Source organism: Kordiimonas aquimaris (assembly GCF_025574485.1).
Lineage (GTDB): Bacteria > Pseudomonadota > Alphaproteobacteria > Sphingomonadales > Kordiimonadaceae > Kordiimonas > Kordiimonas aquimaris.
This window is the reverse complement of sequence record NZ_JAOBPO010000001.1, coordinates 1,131,431-1,151,600: the sequence shown is the minus strand read 5'-3', so window position 1 is coordinate 1,151,600 and position 20,170 is coordinate 1,131,431. Positions and strand designations below refer to the sequence as shown.

General features: G+C 49.2%; 18 protein-coding genes and 1 tRNA gene. 13 read left to right on the top strand and 6 right to left on the bottom strand.

The annotated features are described in order from the left end of the window. Nucleotides 1-307 precede the first annotated feature (307 nt). Nucleotides 308-1,378 carry a DNA polymerase IV gene (gene dinB, locus OEU88_RS05440; RefSeq protein ID WP_262694101.1) on the bottom strand — a complete coding sequence of 357 codons (1,071 nt, stop codon included), beginning with the start codon at nt 1,376-1,378 and terminating at the stop codon, nt 308-310. Nucleotides 1,379-1,565: 187 nt separating this feature from the next. On the opposite strand from dinB, the gene OEU88_RS05435 reads away from it, so the two are divergent. Then, entirely contained in the window at nt 1,566-2,399 is an 834-nt protein-coding gene (locus OEU88_RS05435) for a hypothetical protein (protein WP_262694100.1), read from the top strand. 521 nt (nt 2,400-2,920) lie between these two features. Here the strand turns inward: OEU88_RS05435 and OEU88_RS05430 are convergent. Both OEU88_RS05430 and OEU88_RS05425 read right to left on the bottom strand, forming a co-directional pair. Then, nucleotides 2,921-3,997 (bottom strand): hypothetical protein, encoded by a 1,077-nt coding sequence (locus OEU88_RS05430; protein WP_262694099.1) that lies wholly within the window; start codon nt 3,995-3,997, stop codon nt 2,921-2,923. A 37-nt stretch (nt 3,998-4,034) separates the two neighbouring features. Further along, on the bottom strand, nt 4,035-4,382 hold the full coding sequence (locus tag OEU88_RS05425) for a hypothetical protein (protein WP_262694098.1): 348 nt from the start codon (nt 4,380-4,382) through the stop codon (nt 4,035-4,037). Nucleotides 4,383-4,647: 265 nt separating this feature from the next. Between OEU88_RS05425 and OEU88_RS05420 the strand changes: the two genes are divergently transcribed. From OEU88_RS05420 to OEU88_RS05410, 3 genes are all read left to right on the top strand, one after another. Then, nucleotides 4,648-5,214, top strand: coding sequence for a hypothetical protein (locus OEU88_RS05420; protein ID WP_262694097.1), 567 nt, complete (start codon nt 4,648-4,650; stop codon nt 5,212-5,214). 638 nt (nt 5,215-5,852) lie between these two features. Then, nucleotides 5,853-7,718, top strand: a complete 1,866-nt coding sequence (locus tag OEU88_RS05415; protein WP_262694096.1) for a beta propeller repeat protein — start codon at nt 5,853-5,855, stop codon at nt 7,716-7,718. 71 nt (nt 7,719-7,789) lie between these two features. Beyond that, nucleotides 7,790-8,791 carry a hypothetical protein gene (locus OEU88_RS05410; protein WP_262694095.1) on the top strand — a complete coding sequence of 334 codons (1,002 nt, stop codon included), beginning with the start codon at nt 7,790-7,792 and terminating at the stop codon, nt 8,789-8,791. A gap of 305 nt (nt 8,792-9,096) precedes the next feature. Here the strand turns inward: OEU88_RS05410 and OEU88_RS05405 are convergent. Further along, nucleotides 9,097-9,186: transfer RNA gene (locus OEU88_RS05405), tRNA-Ser, on the bottom strand. A 150-nt stretch (nt 9,187-9,336) separates the two neighbouring features. Between OEU88_RS05405 and OEU88_RS05400 the strand changes: the two genes are divergently transcribed. From OEU88_RS05400 to OEU88_RS05390, 3 genes are read left to right on the top strand one after another with little or no spacing between them, the layout of a single operon-like run. Beyond that, on the top strand, nt 9,337-10,233 hold the full coding sequence (locus OEU88_RS05400) for a haloalkane dehalogenase (RefSeq protein WP_262694094.1): 897 nt from the start codon (nt 9,337-9,339) through the stop codon (nt 10,231-10,233). A 46-nt stretch (nt 10,234-10,279) separates the two neighbouring features. Next, on the top strand, nt 10,280-11,605 hold the full coding sequence (locus OEU88_RS05395; protein ID WP_262694093.1) for an amidohydrolase: 1,326 nt from the start codon (nt 10,280-10,282) through the stop codon (nt 11,603-11,605). A gap of 10 nt (nt 11,606-11,615) precedes the next feature. Then, nucleotides 11,616-12,044 (top strand): VOC family protein, encoded by a 429-nt coding sequence (locus OEU88_RS05390; protein WP_262694092.1) that lies wholly within the window; start codon nt 11,616-11,618, stop codon nt 12,042-12,044. Nucleotides 12,045-12,084: 40 nt separating this feature from the next. Here OEU88_RS05390 and OEU88_RS05385 read toward each other — a convergent pair whose 3' ends face one another. After that, a complete protein-coding gene (locus tag OEU88_RS05385; protein WP_262694091.1) occupies nt 12,085-12,645 on the bottom strand; it encodes a hypothetical protein in 561 nt (186 codons plus the stop codon). Between the two features lie 151 nt (nt 12,646-12,796). Between OEU88_RS05385 and OEU88_RS05380 the strand changes: the two genes are divergently transcribed. From OEU88_RS05380 to OEU88_RS05370, 3 genes are all read left to right on the top strand, one after another. Next, entirely contained in the window at nt 12,797-14,305 is a 1,509-nt protein-coding gene (locus OEU88_RS05380; protein WP_394805233.1) for a UbiD family decarboxylase, read from the top strand. 9 nt (nt 14,306-14,314) lie between these two features. Next, nucleotides 14,315-15,166, top strand: coding sequence for a DUF4238 domain-containing protein (locus tag OEU88_RS05375; RefSeq protein ID WP_262694089.1), 852 nt, complete (start codon nt 14,315-14,317; stop codon nt 15,164-15,166). Nucleotides 15,167-15,297: 131 nt separating this feature from the next. Further along, nucleotides 15,298-16,458 (top strand): pyridoxal phosphate-dependent aminotransferase, encoded by a 1,161-nt coding sequence (locus OEU88_RS05370; protein ID WP_262694088.1) that lies wholly within the window; start codon nt 15,298-15,300, stop codon nt 16,456-16,458. A gap of 1 nt (nt 16,459) precedes the next feature. Here the strand turns inward: OEU88_RS05370 and OEU88_RS05365 are convergent, their stop codons facing one another. Beyond that, a complete protein-coding gene (locus tag OEU88_RS05365) occupies nt 16,460-17,263 on the bottom strand; it encodes a DJ-1/PfpI family protein (protein ID WP_262694087.1) in 804 nt (267 codons plus the stop codon). A 173-nt stretch (nt 17,264-17,436) separates the two neighbouring features. Here OEU88_RS05365 and OEU88_RS05360 point away from each other — a divergent pair, with 173 nt between their 5' ends. From OEU88_RS05360 to OEU88_RS05350, 3 genes are all read left to right on the top strand, one after another. After that, the gene (locus tag OEU88_RS05360; RefSeq protein ID WP_262694086.1) at nt 17,437-18,444 is read left to right on the top strand and encodes an MBL fold metallo-hydrolase; all 1,008 of its coding nucleotides are present in this window, start codon (nt 17,437-17,439) and stop codon (nt 18,442-18,444) included. 165 nt (nt 18,445-18,609) lie between these two features. Then, nucleotides 18,610-18,987, top strand: coding sequence for a hypothetical protein (locus tag OEU88_RS05355; RefSeq protein WP_262694085.1), 378 nt, complete (start codon nt 18,610-18,612; stop codon nt 18,985-18,987). A 45-nt stretch (nt 18,988-19,032) separates the two neighbouring features. Then, nucleotides 19,033-20,103: a transporter gene (locus tag OEU88_RS05350; RefSeq protein ID WP_262694084.1), complete on the top strand. Its 1,071-nt coding sequence runs from the start codon at nt 19,033-19,035 to the stop codon at nt 20,101-20,103. Nucleotides 20,104-20,170: the final 67 nt, after the last annotated feature.

Sequence of the window (20,170 nt, the reverse complement as noted above, 5' to 3'; positions counted from 1 at the left end):
ATCTTTTAGCCAATGCGGGGCCCAATCCACTACGACTCACCAACTAGCGGTACATAGCTAACATCAAGACGTTGCAAGATTCTCAATCGGTTACACATCTACCTGAAGGATCACACCTAATCTATTACCGCATTGCTGGGGAAAACATCGAGATTGTTGACATTCTCCATCAATCAATGAATCCGTCTATTACCTATAAACGCCGCTTTGTACCAAAAGCGGACATCCTACACTGTGCGATGAGGGCAGAGTCGCAATCAATGATAAGACCTTGGAAGGACGTGGAGAACTGAGGCAGGTTTTGAATTTATATTCCAAGGTTTAGTTGGAGAGTTTCGTCACTCTCGCTATCATCACTGAGATTGGAAATGCCTATACCAATCAAGCGCACAGTTTTAGAAAGTTCAGTCTTATCCAACAAGTGAACACCAAGGCGCAGGATTTCATCAATATCTGCGATGGGGTGGTCAATGGTAATCGAGCGTGTGATAGATTTAAAATCAGAGTATTTGATTTTAAGTGTGATGGTCTTGCCTGATGCTTTGGCTTTTTTAATACGGGCATTAAGTGACTCTGACATATCCTTTAACTCGTCAGCGAGAATGCCTTTATCCCTAGTATCCTGACGGAAGGTGTTTTCAACACTGATGGATTTACGTTCTTGGTTCGGGTTTACAGCTCGGTTATCATTGCCTCTAACAATGTGATAGTAGTGAATTCCAGCTTTGCCAAAACGCTGATGAAGTTCGTGTTCACTAAGTTGTTTTAAATCTGCCCCAGTATAAATTTCTAGCTTGTGCATTTTAGCTGCTGTGGCTTTGCCGATACCGTGAAACTTTTCGATTTTCATTGCCTCAAGAAAAGCGGGTGCATCTTCTGGCAAGATCACTTTCATGCCGTTGGGCTTGTTGATGTCTGAAGCTGTCTTTGCCAGAAACTTATTGAAAGAAACACCTGCGGATGATGTTAAGCTTGTGTCCTCGAAAATGCGCTCCCTGATTTCCTTGGCAACTTGTGTTGCATAGGGAATGCTATGCTTGTTTTCTGTTACATCAAGATAAGCCTCATCCAATGATAGAGGCTCAACAAGGTCTGTATAGTCATAGAAGATAGCGCGTATTTTCTGAGAAGCTTCGCGGTAAGCATCAAAATTAGTTGGGACAAAGGTAAGATCGGGGCATAGCTCTTTGGCTTTGCGTCCGGGCATGGCTGATCGCACGCCATAGGGCCGGGCTTCATAACTGGCGGTCATGACAACGCCTCTTTCACCACCTCCGCCAACGGCAATGGGCTTACCGCGCAAATCAGGATTATCACGCTGTTCAACAGATGCATAAAACGCATCCATATCAATATGTATGATCTTCCTGATACTCATTTGAACTCTGCTTTAGCAACTAACAACTTAAAGCATAAGTTCTTATTTTGTTCCCATCAATAGTATTTGAATTAGCATAATATTATAATGCCGGCAATCAATATTACAGGTGCTTATTAAAAATAAGATGAAGACACCTATATAGGTTACTAAGGATTTGTTTTATATGTATTAAAGGTTAAAGATAGTGACGTTGATTTATTTACATCATGATCAAAACAGCGGAAGTTTTGAGGTATTTTCTGATAGTGTAATTAGTAATGGTAATCAGCGAATTACAGATATTTTTCCAAAGATTAATGTTTTGAATATTCGTTCTCGTAGGCCCGATGATGGAGGCATTATACAGGACACACAATTAGGGTTCGCGTTCTCTGGAAGTACTTTATCAGCACAGGCTGTGTTTACGAGCGCTTCTGCTTTCCTGCAAAACCTAGCGTCTACAAATAACGCACTTCTCTCCATAGATGACGCTTGCAGTCTTATTTCAAAAATCGCAAGACATCAGGTTCAAACTAGAGGAGCAATGGGGCAGAACCCTCAAGATATTTTTGTAAATATGGTGCTAACAGGGTTTTGCCCCGTCCTAAACAGAGTGACAGCTTATAAGATTTCATCTGAAATAATAGACAATCGGTTTGGAATTAGATTGGAAGAAATTCCATTTTATCATGCACAAGGGGTAACTCAGCGAAATGTGTTTGGTAGTGGTTCAACGGAGTTTATTGATTATGCTGCGAACCACCCCGAACTCGGAGCTTTCGAATTGTTTTCTGCCTTTATCAATGAGTGTGATAGAAATGATGTTGGGGGTCATGTTCAATACGGGCTATCCCATGCGCAAGGTTTTGAGATATGCCCCGTAGTGGCTACAGCCCAGAGAGCAGATGGTGGTGATCCTGTATTATATCGACAATTGGCAGGCATTGGATTAGACACGGATAACCTCATTTCTAATCCTAGAAATGAAGAAGATAAGATCATTGTAGGAAGATTGTTCAGAGGAACACTTCACGGCTAGTAATTCACTTTGTTTATTGAATTGTCGAGGAACCCAAACTCCGATTGCTGTTAGAGTTTTAAAAACCGCAGAAAATAGCCATTTTAAAAAAATCTACAGCGATGGAGGCAAGCTCCGTCAACCACAGAACTAACTACTGATTTCAGCTTGGAGTAAAATTCGAAGACGAATACCTTAATCTTGTCTGCTTTGGGTCGAATGCGGAACTTTCACGAATAATTACCTATAACTTCGTGCTCGCCTGATTTGTTGCAACCGCTTTGCGGGGTTTCGCTGACCTTGATTATCTCTGTGTACGAAGTTTGTTTTGGTATGTAGTCGAGGCTTCGAGAGCAGACCAAAACTTAACAACTATGGTGGTGAAGGCCTGAATAATATCATGCGACGGCTAGAATTAATTTACGGTAATGGCAGTGCAATGGTTGTTGGTGGCGGAATCCTTCCTAGCGTCTGCGCATCTATAAAGCTACCAGCCGTTCTCAAAGACAACGGCTAGATAATTGTCATGTCTGGGGTTGGTTTTAGCCCCCGCCAAATAAATTAAACGACGTTCCAACCACGATACCAAACTGAATATCATCTTCCTTTTGGTCATCACCTTCAGTGAATCCAAACCTGACGCCCCCGACAAGCCCGGTCTTTTTGCTGTTAACAAAATAAATGGGAACATCGAGGCCAAATACTTTTCGCTCAAAATCATAGCTTGGCCGGATCTTAAACCCCACACTGACTAGATTTTCTTGTTTGAGGCCAGTTTGAAAGATCTTTCGATACTCCCCGAATGCTAGAAATCTGTCATCGTCGGTGGGTTCACCAAACCTACCAGTGGTACATTCAAGGAAGTTATTTGTCATATCAGCTGGCAAGGGGCACCGGGTGCTTTGATCTACTTGGTCAAAGTCGTTCTGGTACTCACTCCCTACGCGAAATGACTGATATTTATTTTCATCAACAAAGCTAACGGTCGCACCGATGCTCCAGGGCACCTTATCCGTATCGTCAGTTTCCAGACTTACTGAATCGCGAAAATCAAAATTGCGGTAACCCACCTTACCTTTCAATTCTAGAAGCGTTGCTAGGCCAAGGTTTTCTCCTTCGGAGGGCTTGCCTCTCAAGAATAGAGTGTGGGTTAGCTCCAAATGGGTGTCGTCTGCTAGCCCATCAAGCGTTGCTATATTTGATAGTTTTGACGTGCTTCCAATGGGTGTGGAGATGGAGATAGACCATGTATTGTATTCTGGCCGGAAAACATCTCCGCCGCCGGGTCTCCATTGTGTCTTTGACAAGCCCAGTTTGGCGACCGAAGATTCGGACACAGATGTCAGACTAAATGTTGGCTTAAAGATGGCGGATGATGGTTCATCCTCATCTTCTCCAAACACCTCTTCAGCGAGTTGGTCACACATCGTGGCCGTCATTTCAGGTGGACAGTTTTCTTGTTTCCAGCGGACGATCGCCGCCGTCCGGTCTGATAGTTCAGGCGGTTTGGATGGGTCATTCGCACCCCGATCTTGTTCGATTGCCTGTGCCGAATTTCCAGACAGCATAACTATAAGTGTTGCCACTATTGATGTAAATTGCATGAAATTGGTGACCATCTGTAAGTTCTCCCCTCCATTCACCTAGTCTGTCCTTCTAGGTCGTAAATGTGACCGTGTCTTTGCCTGCAGAAAGGCCATTTGGCACCGAAACCTTTTTTTCCATGAGTTTCTTCGGCAACTTGCCGGCCCCGAAAAACTGCCAGACTGTACAGGTCACCGATTTTCCTGATGCGTCATCAGCCAAGGCTTGGATCATGATCTCCGCTTCACAATCAACACCTACCGGGAAGCTCTCTTCATCATCCTTCTTGTCCATCCCTGCGAGGAGGATAATTTCGAGTAAGTGGTCTGGGCCCGTTAGAGTTTTAATATTGACGACTGCATAAGTTTCTTCTCCGCCGTCCTTGTCCAGAATGGCCACCAGCGTAGCATTGTTTGGCATCTTCCCCTCCCGATATGATGTGGCTGAAACAATATCTGAAATTGTCACGAATTTCTAGTTTAAATTGTTTTTGTGCTACCAGTTTATGGTGTGATCGCTTAAGGGCTGCATAGCTATTGGTTCATTCGGATAATATCAGATGAAAGTTCAGATACTCGAGTTGCTTTGCATATATCTTTATGGTGTGGTATCTCTATTCATGATTGTATTTTGTGAAGTTCTGTCGAGAAGCGAAAGAGCATAAAGAAGGTGGAAAGTGGGGCATATGCCAAGAAGTATTTATCCGGCGCGGGCGACCGGAAAGTTTGGGTTTAACTTGTCAGCCAACACCGTTCCGCCTCCAGTTCAACCTTCCGAGCGAGAACGAGAGGCGCAAACTGGAAATATTCTTCCTCCCGGGGACGCTATAGAACAGGTAGGTGGTGCTTCAAGCGACACTGGCACCCATCAAAATTATCTGGATCGCGTTCAGAATTATATCCCAGCAGAGATCATCGCATTCTTTATTTTCGTTAACAGCCTTATTCCAGGTATAGCGGGCTCTGCTGCTGAGGGATGGTCGGTAGATAAAGTGGTTAGCGTTCTTTCAGTCCTAGTGGGTTTGCTGGCCTGCTGGTTTTATGCAAAAGCCATGTCGGAAAGTGACAACAATCCCTCATGGAAACTACAGGCGATTCTTTGGTCAATTGCATTCTTGATTTGGATCTATGCAATAGATGCCAAGGTTCTTGACCTTATTAGTCACGACCCTGTGCCTTCACTCTCGGGATTGATGTTGGCCGGTTTCACAATCTTTTCAGGGCTCGTAATTCCGACACAGGAAGAAGGCTGATTTGTTTAGAATAAGTATAGAATAGGAAATTTGGAGCATAGAAAAAGTTATGTATCACGCTGTAAAGTCAATAGAAATTAAGGAGCTCATAAAAATTGAGGCTCCTTCGCTGTTGGGGGCAACCATCATCGCTAATTCGTTTTACAAGTTCGGTTCATTTTTCTTGGAGTTAGCAGCCTTTTTGCCGACATGGTTCATATTGAGTTTCTTGATTTCTAGCGTGTTTGAAAATTTTAGAACCAAACACCTTGGCTAGAAGAGACGAATGACGGGCAATGATCGACGCAATTACGTTGACCTGAAAATTCAGTCGCCACTTCTTAGTATCAGGAAGGACTAATATGGTTTGGAAGTTACAAGGCCCTCGTCCAGGTACTGGTGGGCAGAGTGCGGGAGTGCGTGACAACGAGATCGTCGGCGCGGTGAATGCTGTTGTGCCGCACCCAATTGACGCTAATATCCTTTATATTGGGTCGGTCAATGGTGGTGTTTGGCGAACCCGCGATGCACTTTCACGGCACCCCAATTGGGAGTGCTTAACTGACGATTTAGAATCTCTGTCAATCGGAGCCCTCTGCCTTGACCATAGCGACCCCCAGTCGAATACACTGATTGCCGGAACCGGTCGCTTCAGCAGTATGCGACGAGTAGGTGGAGCGCTCGTGGGGTTGATGTATTCGGTTGATGCAGGTGCAAATTGGACTGTTATCGACAACGGCGGTGTCTTCAGGCGATTGCATATCAGGGCAATCCACGCGTTTGGAAACACGATCCTTGTTTGCGGCAATTCTGGCAGGCCATCGCGATTTGATGGCCTCTACATGTCAACAGACAAAGGACAATCCTTCGATCATCTTTCCGACACGAAGCTTGGGCGTGGCAGGTCTTTAGCATTAGCCGTCGCGCCCGATGATAGTAACGTTCTATATGTTCACGCTGGCCATTCAATCCATCTCAGTTCTGATGCTGGATCAAGCTGGACACGTGCCAGCGATACCTCAATTAATTCCAGGCTTTCAGACCCGTCTAACGTGAAAATTGCTTCTGGACCCAGAGGTTCGGTATTTGTAGCAATTGCCGAACACGGCCGCTTGTCCGCTCTGTTCCATTCCGGCGACTATGGAACAAATTGGGACGCACTTGATTTGCCTAGCACGCGGGAGGGGCACCGCCAGTTTGGCTTGCATCCTGGTGGCCAGGCGGGGATCCATTTCTCTCTCGCAGCCGACTTCGACGAGCCGAAGATCTGTTACATTGGCGGCGATCGCCAACCCGCATTGAATGAGGGCGGCGGGTCGCAGTCCCGATTCAGACAGTTTCCCAATTCGAGCGGTGCGAACACTTATTCAGGGCGAATATTCCGCGTTGATGCCGAGCAGCCCACGGGAAGTCAGGCAACGCATATCACCCATAACAACACAACGTCGAACAGCGCCCCTCATGCGGATTCAAGGTGTATGGCCGTAGCTCCCAATGGGGATCTGATTGAGGGGGATGATGGTGGTGTATTCTGCCGAGTTGATCCCCGGTCGAACACTGGAAATTGGAAGTCGTTGATTGGCACCTTGGCAACAACCGAGTTCCATTCCGCAGTATGGAATTCAGCAACCCAAACCATTACGGGTGGAGCTCAGGATAATGGGACGCTTGAGCAAGATGCCACGGGAGCAAACCGTTGGCCGACCGTCACAGGAGGAGACGGAGGAGTTGTAGCAGTTGCACCATTCGGCACTTCAGGCGGCACTGTAAGATACTCAAGCTACCAATATCTTGGTGGAGCGCGACGAATGTTCTTTGCGGCAAATGGCGCGCACCTGGGAACCCAGAGGATGTCTTTGCGCAGCGCGCCGGGCACAAGCAGAAAATTGAGCCCACAGTTCTATTCGCCGATCCAAACGAACCGAGGCGACCCCACAAGGCTTCTGATTGGTGGGAGCAATATGGTTTGGGAGTCTTTCGACAGAGGAGACACCGTACACCCGATTAGTCCATCAGGAGTGCAAGTCAACTCTGTTGCCGCTGTTGCCTACGGAGCTGACAGCAGTCCAGACTATTTCTATGTCGGTTCTTCACAAGATGTTTTTGTTAGGACACGTCCTTACCCGGCTTCCATGCGTCGAGCTAGCCGGATCGGAACTGGCGAAAGCATTACAGGATTGGCGCTAGATCCGGCAACCCCCGATATAGCTTTCGCGGTATGTTTTGGTAGTGTTCACCAAACTATCGATGCTGGCCGAATCTGGGTAGACCTGACCGACGACCTGTTTACCGTAGGCGCGAGAGTTATCAGATCGGTAGCATGGTGCGGCAATGTCGGAGGTGGTATGCTGGTCGTTGGTACGAATTCTGGCATTTATGCTCTAGATGCTCCGGGTCTTGCAGGCTGGAGATTGCTAGGTGCAGATTTGCCTTCCGTGCCTGTCATGCAGCTTCAGTATGACGATGCTAGCAGGGTTTTGCTCGCTGCCACGCTCGGTAGAGGAGCATGGACGATGACTTTTTAGCAATCGTCGTAGAGGAAATTGAGCGTTGGCATCATTGCTGATGTAGTGTTGAAACAAGGACGGAATAGGTGATGGCTAGTGGAATAAATCTAAGCCCGGGCGTCGTAATCGACTTTGAGAGCGGGCGCGCGTTCCTTATGGCGCCGGAAGGAGGCGTAACCGCCGTCGCCTTGTCCAGTGGAGGGATGTTGTGGCATTCAGACGAGGCGGAAAAACCCTTGCTGCTCACTGACGGCCTTTTGGTGAGTCAGGCGGACCTTCCTACTTCTGGAAATGAAGTCCTGGTCCGGATGCTGCGCGCGGGCGAGGACGGCGGTGTGGAAAGCGAGGGTCGGCTTCCAGTCTCTCCCTCAATTAATACCGCATTAGACCTAACACCGGAGAGCAGCTTCACGCTTACAGCCTCACCACTGGAGCATGATGCTATTCTGAATTGGGAGTTTCGCGAGCGACACCTTCGTGGGCTCGTATCCGGGCCAGACGAGGTGCTTCCTGGCGAAGACTTGCCCGAGGTAGAGCAGGCCGGCGGACTGGCAATGGAAGAGCCGGCCGTTTCTTTTGACGTCGCTGCCGCAGAACCCCGAGAGCTTCTGGTGCGGGGGCAGGCTCGGTTGTCTCCAAGGTTTGGAAACGTTAGCGAAATGGTTGAACCGAGCTCTGAGTTTACTCTGCCGACCGTGCCACAATTGTCAGCCTCCATGTTTGATGCTGCGCTACCAGCCGATTTTGAAACTCCAGAAAACCCCAACTTTTTTGAATCCGCTGATCGCGCGCACCTCTTATACAGCTCACCGCTCGACGACGAAGGCGATTCTCTTCCCACCTATCGTTGGGAAATCCGTTCAAGGGAAACCTCGGAGCTTGTCGGTGTGTTGCATATGCGTGTTGGATTTGCTCCGTTCGTCGTTCGCAACAACCACCTTTTCGTTGAACTTCAGCCTTTTGTTCAAGTTATGAACGAGCAGATAGACGAACAACCATTGCAACTATGTGCCTACGATATCAACTCAGGCGATCAAGTTTGGTCACAGCCGTTGAGAGATATCTACTTTGTACCTGCACCTCCGCCATAGCCCGAAAGAGCGTTATGTCATCCAATCGGGAGAGGGCTATATGTCCGCTTTGGGTCGAAAGCAGACGGAATACCTCTTCTCATCAAAACTAAACAAGCATTTCATTGATAGAATCTACTCTTAGGAAAGATACGCAATTTCACAGCAACTTGCTCAGCAGAGAAAACTCATTCCTTAGCGCATGGAATAGGCATGATACACTCGGAGCCAACATCCATTTCCTTAGGGCAAACAGCATGTAATGTGTTGATATATAATGAATTAATTTTGAATGCTTTTTGAGAGAAAAGTTCGCAAAAAGTAAGTGGCGGAGAGGATGGGATTCGAACCCACGAACAGGTTGCCCCGTTACTCCCTTAGCAGGGGAGCGCTTTCGACCACTCAGCCACCTCTCCGCCGCCGTGAATAGCGAAGCGGCCCCCTCGAGTCAACGACACATTACATCAACATCAAAAAAAATTGCCTTGCACCCCGCCCAGGACTGTTTCACCTTCATATCAACTCTCATAAATGATGCCGCTTGGTACACAAATATTGGAAGCATAATGGACACAGTTCGCACCCCAGACGACCGTTTTGAAAACCTACCAGACTGGAACTTCGCCTCACAATATATCGACACGCTTCAAGGGTATGAAGGTATGCGTGTCGCTTATGTGGACGAAGGCCCGAAGGATGCTGACCGCGTCTTCCTCTGTTTGCATGGTGAACCAAGCTGGTCTTACCTGTATCGGCATATGATTCCGCATTTCACAGCATCAGGCGCACGCGTCATTGCGCCGGACTTGATCGGATTCGGCCGCTCAGACAAACCAATTGATGACAACGCGTACACATTTCACTTCCACCGCAATTACCTGCTGCGCTTCATTGAGGCATTAGACCTGCAAAACATTACCCTCGTCTGCCAGGACTGGGGCGGCTTACTCGGCCTTACGTTGCCCATGGATATGCAAACCCGCTTCACGCGGCTCATTGTTATGAACACTGGACTTGCCGTTGGCATGGGGTCAAGCGATGGCTTCAAGGCGTGGCGCGACTATGTTGCCAACACACCAAACTTACCAATCGGTGATATTATGCGCCGCGCGACACCGCATCTGTCTGACGCAGAAGTCGCAGCATACGATGCACCTTTCCCTGATGATAAGTACAAGGCAGGCGCGCGCCGCTTCCCGGCACTCGTAATGACAGAACCTGACATGGAAGGTGTCACCACATCCAAACGGGCGGCGGCTTTTTGGTCTACAGAATGGAGCGGCAAAAGCTTTATGGCCATTGGTATGCAAGATCCGGTTCTTGGCCCACCCGCAATGCATATGCTACGTAAACTCATCAAAGGGTGCCCTGAACCATTGGAGCTAGCTGAAGCCGGCCATTTTGTTCAGGAATGGGGTGATGTCATCGCGCCGGCAGCACTCAAACATTTCGGCGACATCTAAAATTGGCTAAGCTAAGATCATATTCACAGTTCTATAGGGGGAATTCATGAAACTATCATCATTAATGGTCGGTGCATTAGCGCTGACCACAACAGCATTAACACCTACGCAAGCAGATCCTCTTTCCGATGCAATTGCGGAAGATTATTCATATCTGGGTGCATTGTTTACTCACTTTCACCAGAACCCGGAACTGTCTTTTGTTGAAACCAAAACAGCAGCCCGCATGGCACAGGAATTGTCTGCGCTTGGTTTCACGGTAACTACTGGTGTTGGTGGCACCGGGCTTGTCGCCATTATGGAAAACGGCGAAGGGCCGCGTGTATTAGTGCGCGCAGACATGGATGGCCTGCCCGTTGAAGAAGACACAGGCCTTGCATACGCATCAACAGTACGGCAAAAAAACCGGGAAGGCATTGAAAGCCCGGTGATGCATGCTTGCGGCCATGATATGCACATGACATCACTTGTCGGCACAGCGCGCCGCCTGGCCGCAACGCGTGATAGCTGGAGCGGTACACTTATGCTCGTTGGTCAACCTGCTGAAGAACGCATCGGCGGTGCCAAAGCGATGATCGCAGACAATCTTTATGAGCGTTTTGGTCGCCCTGATTATGCACTGGCATTGCATGTGGCAGCAGGTGAGCCTGCTGGCAAGCTGATTTACAGCAAAGGCCTTGCCTACTCCAGCTCAGACAGTGTTGACATCCGCGTTTACGGCGTAGGAACGCACGGCGCATCACCGCATCTGGGCAACGACCCTGTTGTGCTTGCTTCACAGATTGTTGGCGCACTCCAAACACTGGTTGCACGCGAAATTTCACCGCTTGATGCTGGTGTTGTAACTGTTGGCTCGTTCCACGCTGGCCGTAAGCACAATATCATTTCCGATCATGCAGACCTGCAATTAACCGTCCGCTCAAACGATGAAGCTGTACGCGAAAAGCTGCTGCAAGGTATTAAGCGCATCGCTGAGAACATGGGCCGTGTTGCCGGTTTGCCTGAGGACAAGCTGCCAAAAGTAGATCTTTCAGTAGAGTCAACGCCTGTTACCATCAACAACACCGAACTGGCTGAGCGTATCGAGGGTGCATTCCAAAAAGGTTTCGCGGCAGATGACCTTATCATCTACCAGCAAAAAGGCATGGGCGCAGAAGATTTCCCGTATTTCACCAATGTTACCCCACCAGTGCCGGGCTTCTATTTCAATGTAGGCGGCACGCCGCAAGCCGATCTGGACGCACAGGAAAGCGGCGGCCCCAAGGTTGCTGGTCACCATTCGCCGTTCTTTAAAATTGACCCGGAAGCATCGATCAAATCCGGTGTGCGAGCCATGACACTGGCCGTTATGGAATTAATGCCCGCAAAATAAGGAAACGGCTATGAGCAAAGCAACAAACATTCCGCCGTTTCACTTGGCTGTGCCGGTTGATGACCTTGCCGCAGCCCGCGCTTTTTACGGCGATCTTCTCGGCTGCCCTGAAGGTCGCTCAAGCGACAAGTGGGTTGATTTCGACCTGTTTGGTCATCAGTTTGTTGTGCATCTTGGCACGCCCGTGGGCAAAGTAGATCACGGCGGTGTAGACGGCGACAGTGTGCCCAGTTTTCATTACGGCTGTGTACTAGACTGGGACAGTTGGCACACGCTTTCAGACAAGCTTGTGGCCGCAAACACTGATTTTGTGATCAAACCGAAAATACGGTTCAAAGGTGACGTCGGAGAACAAGCAACAATGTTCTTCCGCGATCCAGCAGGTAATGCGCTTGAATTCAAAGCATTTAAAGACCCAAGTCAGCTCTTTGCAAAGTAGTCGATGAACGAATGAAGCAGAAATTCCACCGCTTAAGGCTTTAGGCTTTCGGCGGTGTTTTTATCTGGAAGTATATACCTTCCACCAACAAAAAGACCATGATGCCAGACAAGAACAACTGCATTGAGAATACTATTTCTATGGGCACAAACCAGACAAGAGCAAGCCCCACCAACAGCAAAAACCGCTCCCGCTTACGCTTTAATGAACGGCGTTGCCGTTGTTCCAGCACACTGCGTCCCTCGTCTAACGGCGTTTGCCCGCGCACCAGCCCTTCACCTACCTTCGCACGGATATGCCAATATATCAGGCCGCCAAACACCAGAGTGCTGCCATAAATTAACAACCACCAAACCTGCGGATAGTTACTTATAAACGGTGCAATCTTGGCAATAAGCGGCGCAGCAAAGTTGAAGAACACAAAACCGGCACCCAATGCAGTGCCAACACCAACAGCGAGTGCAAGTAACAACAAAACAGCTTTCCAGATGCGGTATTTGGTTTGAATAGAGCGATCCACGCTGTAACCAACGCCGCGCCAGCCAACACGGATCAACTTACCGCCGCCGCGCGTTATGGGTGTCCCCTTCAACTCAGCCATCATTGCCCCCTCAAATGTGTGCGATACTCTATGTAAACTCACCCCTACCCTGCAACCAAAATCTGGCGCGTGGCACTGTGCCACACAAAATCAGCGCCTATGTCCCATTTCAATAGTAGCACAAGCCAAAAACCTGATTTATAAACGCCCTATGGCATATGATTCCCTCAGAGAGTTTATCGAGCGGCTGGAAGCTGAAGGGCGACTGGTGCGCGTAACCGAGCCGGTTTCAACCGAGCTTGAGATGACCGAAATTCAAACACGCGTCATGGCAGAAGGTGGCCCTGCGATTTTGTTTGAAAACGTGATCAAGGAAAACGGCGAAAAATCTGACATGCCGGTGCTGGTCAACTTATTCGGCACCGTAGAACGTGTGGCATGGGGTATGAACCGCGAGCCGCACCAGTTGCGCGAGGTGGGTGAAACATTGGCATTCCTGCGTCAACCGGAGCCACCGCGTGGCATCAAAGACGCCATTGATATGTTGCCGTTGGCCAAACAGGTCATGTCCATGCGCCCCAAGCGCGTGAAGAAAGGTCCAGTTCAGGAAGTTGTTCTGACCGGCGACGATATTGACCTGACCAAGCTGCCTATCCAGACATGCTGGCCGGGCGAGCCTGCCCCGCTGATTACATGGCCGCTCGTGGTCACCAAAGGACCATCTGACAGTGCAGAGGATAATTACAACCTCGGTATCTACCGCATGCAGCGTATATCCAAGAACCAGACATTAATGCGTTGGCTCAAACACCGCGGCGGCGCACAGCAATACGCCCGCTGGAAAGATGAAAAGCCAGAACCATTGCCTGCTGCTGTAGTGATAGGCGCGGACCCGGGCACCATTTTGGCCGCCGTTACGCCGGTGCCTGACACACTGTCCGAATACCAGTTTGCCGGATTGCTGCGCGGCAAGAAGGTGCCACTGGTGGACTGTAAAACCGTGCCGCTGCAAGTGCCCGCCACGGCAGAGATTGTGATCGAAGGGTTCGTCAGTCTTGATGATTACCGCGATGAAGGGCCATACGGCGACCACACGGGATATTATAACAGCGTGGAACAGTTCCCGGTGTTTAACGTCACCGCCATTACCATGCGCAAAGACCCTATTTACCTGAGCACATACACAGGCCGCCCACCGGACGAGCCAAGCGTGCTAGGTGAAGGGCTGAACGAAGTGTTCATTCCGCTGTTGCAGCAACAGTTCCCCGAAGTGGTGGACTTTTGGTTGCCACCAGAAGGGTGCAGTTACCGCATCGCAGTTGTCAGTATCAAAAAAGCATACGCAGGCCACGCCAAACGCATCATGACAGGCGTGTGGTCATACCTGCGCCAGTTTGTCTACACCAAATTCGTGATCGTTGTTGATGACGATATTGACTGCCGAGACTGGAAAGACGTGATGTGGGCAATCAGCACACGTATGGATCCGGTGCGGGACATCGTGACCGTTGAAAACACACCAATTGACTACCTCGATTTCGCCAGCCCCGAAAGCGGCCTTGGCGGCAAACTGGGCTTGGACGCCACCAACAAAGTAGGCAACGAGACCCACCGCGAATGGGGCGAGCAAATCGGTATGGATGATGATGTGGTGAACAAGGTAGACACCATGTGGGAAAGCCTTGGCATTCCCGGCAGCGGCGACAAAATTTGGAAGTGATTAAGGCTAATGCCAGAAGATCATTTCATACCGCAATTTCACCAACGATTAATGATGGAAGATGGCGATAAGTGGCACTTCTACGAGAAAGCACGGCCCCATAAAGGCATTCAATTGCGACGCCCAAAAACCATTTTCAAACAATCTAATTTTTACTCAAAAACTAATGAACAGGGCGAAAATGACCGCAGTGTCGAAAATAAGCTCGGTAAACTAGAGAATCTTGCTGCACCAATTCTAAGGAGTATAATCTCCGAAGCCCATATAGGTAAGATTGCAAACTTAAACCAAGTGGAACATGAAATACTCTCGATATACTTAATTGTTTTGAGAAGAAGAACGGTTGATGCGTGGTCCGAAAACAAAATATTAAGCAATTTTAGAGAATCAATCGAGAAATACCTTCATGAATTTCAAGTAATGCATGGGGAACTAAAACAGGAAGTAAAAGAATATTTCCTATCTTCAGAAAAGCTAACAGAAATGCGTCAAAACATGTGGGCAGATGGAATGCTTTCTGTGCAAGGAGTAACATTAAATACATTTATGAATATGGGAATTGGTATTGCTCTAACGCCAAAAAACAAAAGTTTCATAATTGGGAGTTCTCCGGTAGTTAGATTCGAGAATTATCCTAAACAAAAACTTGGTGAACCCGGAGTTGAACTATGGGTTCCTATAAGCAAGAAGGTAGCAATAATTCCATTGGGGAAATATCCCGCAACTAAATTAATTCACTTGGACACCCATAAAGTTCGCAAACTTAATGAAAGCATCTATAAACAAAGTACCTCTATAGCCAGCTCATCGGCAACTCTTTTAGAGTCTCTGATTAAAAGTAAAACTACTGTAATCATCTAACTGGCAAGCATAACAATCACTCATGAACGAACTTTTATATTAGTTAAAGAATTTCCCTAATAAAGTTTTCCATTTGCAAAAAGTACCAAATCGCTCACACTAATCGTTGATTAATCAAACGGGGGCTTTTGATGACACAACGATTTTCAAATCTATCACGGCGTCAGTTTTTGGGCGGGCTTGCGTCCAGTGCATTGGTGGTTGGTGCGGGCGGTTTGTTCATGCCAGCACTCGGCCAAGACAATCTCCTTGATTTCAGACTTGGGGCTGATCCGCTGCTATTGCATTTCAATGAAAATTCGCTCGGTATGTCACCCATGGCGATCAAGGCTGTGCAGGATGTGGCTGTGAACGCTGCCAACAGATACCCTGACAATTTTGTCGCAGACCTACGTGAAACACTGGGCAAGCGTCACGGTGTGCCAACCGAGCAAGTTATTCTCGGTAACGGCTCCACTGAAGTTATTCAGGCGATTGTCACGGTTGCAGCCCGCATGGGTGCAAAGGTGATTGAACCTGACCCCACGTTCGGCGATGTACGACGCTACGCGAAAGCCGAAGGTATGCAGGTTATCGCTGTGCCTGTTGGTGGTGACTTTGTAACCGACATTGCAGCCCTGCGCGCCGCGGCAGAAGCCACCGGCGGGCCGCTGCTGATCAACATCTGCAACCCCAACAACCCAACGGGCACTATTGTTGACAGTACCGCTTTGTTCAATTGGATCGATGCTGCACCAGATGATCATATCTTCCTGCTGGACGAGGCATACGTTGACTATGCAGAGCAAAACCCCGCGTTTAAAAGCGGGCTCGCACTTGTGCAGGCTGGCCGCGAGAATGTGGTTGTGACGCGCACCTTCTCCAAAGTTTACGGCATGGCTGGCATGCGCATTGGTTACGGCCTTGCAGCGCCCAAAACAGCAAAAAGCGTGCGCCGGTTTTCCGCCAACTTTAACCTGAGTGCTACAGGCAGCGCAGCCGCCCTTGCATCCCTCAAAGACGAAGCCTACCGCGAAGCAAGCGTGGCATCCAATGCACGTGGGCGCGCAACGCTGCTGGAAACGCTTGACGGTCTTGGCCTCATGCATATTGAAAGCAACACCAACTTTGTGCTGCACCGCATCAACAGCGATGTGAAGCCTTATCAGGACCGAATGATGGCAAACGGTGTGCGTGTTGGCCGCCGCATGACAGCGGATGAAGGCTGGAACCGTATATCCATCGGCACACCAGACGAGATGGTTGAATTTACCCGTGTACTAAGGGCATTCCGCGAACGCGGCTGGGTTTAGTTTAAGCTTCGGCTTTCATCAAGTCGACAAAACCGCCAAGCATAGATTGCAGCATGTGCACTTGCTCAGGTTTTGCTGTTTCCTGCGAACCTGAATTATAGGGCGGTTCAGGCGCATATTCGCACAGCAATTGTACGCTTTCGGCGTAGTTCTGGTCGCGGAACTTGCCAACAAGTGACAAGCCAAAGTCAAGCCCTGCACTAACACCTGCACCGGTTATGCGGTTTCGATCAATAACAACACGACCTTCGGTTGGTATGGCACCAAAATTTTCAAGCGCCGGATGCGTTAACCAGTGCGATGTTGCCTTGTAACCTTCAAGAAGGCCCGCCTTGGCAAGCAACATAGAACCCGTGCAAACAGACGTTACGTATTCAGCGCGCGCACCGGCCATTTTCAGAAAAGCAATTGTTTCAGCATCCCGCATGGCATTAAGCGTGCCTGTCGTGCCGCCGGGGGCGAAAATAAGTGTGATTTGCTCGGGCAACTCGTTAAACGTTGCATCAGGCATAATTGTAAGACCAGTGTCGCTAACAATTGGCTTGCTGTCTTTTGCAATCACTTTCACTTCTGCACCCATGAGAGAAGCAAACATGTACTGCGGCCCGACAAGATCGAGCGCTGTCATCCCAGGGTAGGCGAGCATATAAATACGTTCTTTGCCGGTCCATTCCTCCGGTGTATTTGACATATCGTGCGCCGAAGGTTGATCCGATTGATTGGCGTGAACGGCCGCCCTTATTGGCACAATGAGTGCGCTTGCAATCAATGATGAAAACGCACGCCTGTTAATACTAATTGCCATCCATATTCTCCCCTGAATTACCGCAAAGATTACGCGTCAACCAGTGAAAGTCCACCGGTCAAAGTGACACATCCACCACGCAAGGCAGTCAAAACAGTGAAATAACTTTTTGTTGAGTTAACGCGGCGCAGCTTCGACGTTAAGGTACGCTCAATCGGGAACAGGAGCATTTTATGTCATCATCATTTTCACGCAGAAATTTTATTGCAGGCACTGCCGCCATCGCAGGCGTTGCAGCAGCAGGCCGAGCAAACGCACAAGTTGGCCCTGCTCACGGCAAGGTGGTGGACACACAGGTTTTTGCCCGCCTTGAGGAAATTGGTGAAGGCGTTTGGGGCGTGGTGTCCACGCCGTTGAACCCTGATGGCAGCTTCAACCCCGCAGCGGTTGCCACACTATGTAACGGCGGCATTATTGCTGGCGAGGAAAAAGTTGTTGCCATTGACGGGTCATTCCAGCCCGCTGGTGCCGCATGGCTTGCCGAGCAGGCGCTAAAACTAACGGGCAGGCCCGTTACAGATGTGATTGTGACACACTTTCATGCTGATCACTCTGGCGGGTTGGCGGGGTACCAGAACGGCGCAACTGGCCCTGAGATTATTGCAACAGAAACCACTAACAATCTGATTTTCGAGCGATATGCCGGTGCACGCCAAACCCCTGAAGGTGCACAGTTTGCAAGGCCTGTTATTCGCCCCGTTATGCCAACACGGATTATCACGGATGAAACATCCATCCCAACAATGGACCTTGGTGGACGTACAATCCGCCTGCACCCTCTGAAGGGGCACACACCAAGCGACATGGCTATTGTCGTAGATGATGCGAACGTCATCTTTGCCGGTGATTTGGTATGGCAAGGATTGTTTCATAATTATGTGGATGCAATCCCGAGCCACCTGACAACATCGGTTGAGCATTTGCTTGCTGACACGTCACGCACGATTGTGACAGGCCACGGCGCAATCGCGAATGCTGGCGACTTGGGTAATTACCTTGAACTGCTGCGTCTCGTGGAAGAAAAAGCACGTGCATCATTCGAGGCAGGCAAAACACCGGCTGAAGGAGCAAAAGAGTTCACCGTGCCTGCATCGCTTGGAAACTGGTTACTGTTTAATCCGCGTTACTATGAAACGGCTTTTGAAGCATGGCGGCGGGAACTGGCAGGCGAAACGTCCTAAGCCATTGGCTTCAAAGTCGCTAAAGACACCGCCAGCCATACAATTGGATGGTGCGACCATATGACCGTGCCAAAAGAGCTTGATTGGTACTCAGGAAAATATAGGGTCGCCAGTGTAGCGGCAGTGTGGGACTGACCGCGCGAATTTACATACCGCAGTCATCGCATGAAACAATCCTTGCGCATAATTCAGCTCTCGCTTCTGCTGATTGCCTTCTCGGCAAAAGCATTTGTGCCAACCGGCATGATGCTGGATGTGCAATCGTTTGTGCGCGGCGGCGACTTGGTGACCATATGTCCGTCTGTTGGTGAGCTGCCATGGATGACCGCCTATATTGACCATAGCGGCCACGAAATGGCAGGCATTGACGAAAACGCCAATGAGCGCTGTCCATACGCAGCCCTTGATGCACCAGCAAACATCCCCACAATTGATAAGCCACCGGTTTATGCCGCACTGCAATATGCCATCATCCGCGCATACACTGATCAATACAGGAACATCATCCTGCGGCGTACTGCTCGCGCACCGCCACTTGTTTGAAGTGTTCGTAAATCTTTAAACATAAAATAACTTCAGGAAACGATGATGAAACGCTTCGGCTTATCCGTTGCAGCACTTTCATGCTGCACACCTGCATTTGCACATGATGCACACACAGAACCACGCGCCTACGACCATGCACCCATTGGGGTTATGGGAGATCACCTGCACAAAAAAGGTGAATTCATGTTATCTGCCCGCTACATGCGCATGGAAATGGAAGGTAACCGCATCGGCACAACCAGTGTCACACCGGAACAAATTGTAACAACAGTGCCGAACCAATTTGCGGGGCAACCCATGCAACCGCAAACGCTGCGCGTTTTACCAACCGAAATGCCAATGGACATGTATATGCTTGGCGCTATGTACGCCCCAAGCGACAGTGTAACTTTGATGGTGATGGCCATGTACGGTGAACGTTCAATGGACCATATCACATTTCAGGACGGTGCGGGCACCAACAGGCTCGGCGAGTTCACAACACGCAGTTCTGATTTTGGCGACACCAAAGTAGCGGCATTGGTGCACCTGTTTGATAACGTGACCCACAAAATTCATTTCAATGCAGGCATTTCGGTGCCGACAGGCTCAACTACCGAGGAAGATACTATTCTAACACCTATGGGCGGAACACCGATGGTTCGCCTGCCATATCAAATGCAGCTAGGCTCTGGTACATGGGACTTGGAGCCTGGCGTCACCTACTCAGGCCATGAAGGCAGCTGGAACTGGGGCGCACAAGCACGTGCCACCATTCGACTTGGCGACAATTCATCAAATTACAGCCTTGGCGACATATATGAGGCGACAAGCTGGCTAGCATACGGATTTACGGACTCGTTTTCAGTATCAACGCGCCTGAAAGCGACCACACAAGGCACAATTAACGGTCAAGACCCACGCATTGTGGCGCCTGTACAAACTGCACAAACAAACCTGCAGGGTGGTGATCGGCTGGATATGCTTTTTGGTGCAAACTATCTGTTCAAGAACGGTGCGCTCAAGGGAAATCGCCTTGGTATTGAAGCAGGTTTTCCGGTAACACAGGACTTAAACGGCCCACATTTGGAAACAGATTTCACCCTAACCGTTGGCTGGCAGCTGGCATTCTAAAAATATTAGGCCCAGAGGGTCACCATTATCCCTTTGGGTCCATTACTGTACTCATTTTACTAATTCT